This window comes from Streptomyces sp. NPDC005574, assembly GCF_040605435.1.
GTDB lineage: Bacteria > Actinomycetota > Actinomycetes > Streptomycetales > Streptomycetaceae > Streptomyces.
This window is the reverse complement of the sequence record NZ_JBEXCW010000260.1, coordinates 1-2290: the sequence shown is the minus strand read 5'-3', so window position 1 is coordinate 2290 and position 2290 is coordinate 1. Positions and strand designations below refer to the sequence as shown.

The following is a 2290-nucleotide window of genomic DNA, read 5'->3' as shown; positions in this document are numbered from 1 at the left end:
GACACGCGACGGCCCCATCCCCAACCATCAGGGACAAAAGGGGCGAACCGACCAACCGGTCAGCAGCTCACAACCCCTGACGAATCGAGGTCAACACCGGTTGGTCGAGTACTGATAGTTCTTGCTCGAGGCCGCGACACTGCGGTCGCGGGTGGGCACCCGCGTGCCATTCCCAGGGAAAGGTGTAGCGTCAGGAATTTCGCTGAAATGAGCATCGATTACTCACCCCGGCAGATGCCGGGGCCTCGTATGGGTAGCAGCAGGAACTACCTCAACGGCGGAAGCGGGAACAGGCGAACGACTACCGTCCGCCTACCTGCGACAAACCGTGCGACTCTCCAAGGATCATATACACTATGCCTAACGTCGGACACCGCGCGCCCCGGCGTCACCGGTGGCCTTGGCTGATTCTCGCGGTGTCGGCTGCCTTCGCGGCCGCTGCCACCTACATCATCCACTGGGAACCCTTTGCTCCTGATTCCTCTGTCGTCGATCCGTATGCTGTCGCTGAGGCTCGCGCCTTTCTTTTCGACTGGGCCGGGAGTAATTTCAGCGGTGCCGGAGGCCATACCGACAACCCACAGCAGGCGGAATCTGTACTGACCAAATTCAATCAGGGGTTGGATATCAAGGAGCCCGACCTGACTGTCGGGCATGCCTCTGTTTCTAAAGATGGCTCGATCACAGTTCCCTTTGCTGCGAAGATGCCGATCTCCGGACTGGGTATCTGGGACTATCAGTCATCGCTACCAATGCACCAGAGCAAGAACGGAACCTGGAAGGTTCACTGGCAACTTTCCCTTGTTCACCCGCATCTAAGTGACACTGCCAAGTTTCACCTAGACCGAGAGCCGCGCGGCGTCGCAGCTATTGATCGCCACGGCAGGCCTCTCTCCAGCACGGCGCATCCCTCATTGAGCACGATGCTGAACCAAGGTGGCCGCGGTGCCATCCGCCTCATCGACCGTGTCACCGGAACACCCAAGGGAACCGAGGTCAGGTTCGGCGGAAGTCCAGTAAGAACAACGATCGACGCCACCTGGCAAGCCGCGGCTGAAAGGGCGCTCACCACCCAGGCTGCCGAGAAGAACGCGGCCCTCGTTGCGCTACGACTTGACAACGGCCAAGTCTTGGCAGCCGCGAACTCGCCCTCCACAGGTTTCAACCGTGCCTTTTCTGGAACCTATGCGCCCGGCTCCACCTGGAAGGTGGTTACAAGTGGCGCTCTCCTCCTAAAGAAAGCAATCACGCCCGCCGACATTGTCGACTGCCCAGAATACATCATCGCTGGAAAACAGTTTCACAACGTTGAGGGATCTCGACAGCGTAATGCCACTTTTCTTGAAGACTTCACTCACTCCTGTAATACTGCCTTTATCAGTCTGCGTGACAAGCTCAGAGATAATGAGATTTCCCAGATCGCGAAGAAATATTTCGGAATCGGGCAGGTCTGGCAAACCGGAATCCATTCCTATGACGGATCCGTCCCAGCAAATGGGACGGAAGCGGACAAGGCCGCTGCTATGATCGGTCAGGGAAAGGTGCTGGCCAATCCGCTGATCATGGCATCCGTTACCGCAACCGCCGCCTCGGGCACTTTTCACCAACCCATCATCCTCAGCGACGCCGGGGATGTGACGAATACCACCGCACTTCCTCACAGCGTCGTGATGCAACTGCGGAAAATGATGCACGCCACCGTCACTAGTGGCACCGCAACCATATTGTCCGATCTGCCCGGTGAAATTGGCGCCAAGACTGGAACAGCGGAGGTTAGCGAGCAACAGCCTAACAACGGCTGGTTGGTCTCCTACCGCGGAAACGTCGCCATTGCCTGTCTTGTCGAAGGGGGAAACACGGGCAGTGGCTCCGCTGGACCCGTTGTGCGTGATCTTCTCGCCGCCATTCCCGTTGATCCGTCTTGATTGAAGCGTCAAAAAAACTCTCAGAGTGAAAATTTGCTGCTCTACTGCATACATAAATTCGGTGTTGTCAGGTTGAGTTGAGTGGAGGTCTTCTCCGGTGGCATGATCATCCGATCGGTTGGATCGCCGGAGGGGCTGCTCGTGGACACGCCGTCGTACCGGGGTTTTCGCTTCCCGCCGGAGATCATCAGCCACTGTGTGTGGCTGTAGCCAATGCCGAAAAGGTAGGCATGTTGCCTGGTTGTCAAGCAGCAGGGGGCGTGCTGCGCTGGGGAGGCAGGAGAACAGAACGGGACCTTCGGTAGTTGAGTCGTCGACCAAGAAGACCAACACTGGAGGTCCCGTTGTCGGAGCAGTGTGGCACG

General features: G+C 57.8%; 1 protein-coding gene. It reads left to right on the top strand.

Going from position 1 to position 2290, the window contains the following annotated elements; translation table 11 throughout:
- Positions 1 to 356 precede the first annotated feature (356 nt).
- A complete protein-coding gene (locus ABZT03_RS43845) occupies positions 357 to 1925 on the top strand; it encodes a penicillin-binding transpeptidase domain-containing protein (RefSeq protein WP_356049863.1) in 1569 nt (522 codons plus the stop codon).
- Positions 1926 to 2290: the final 365 nt, after the last annotated feature.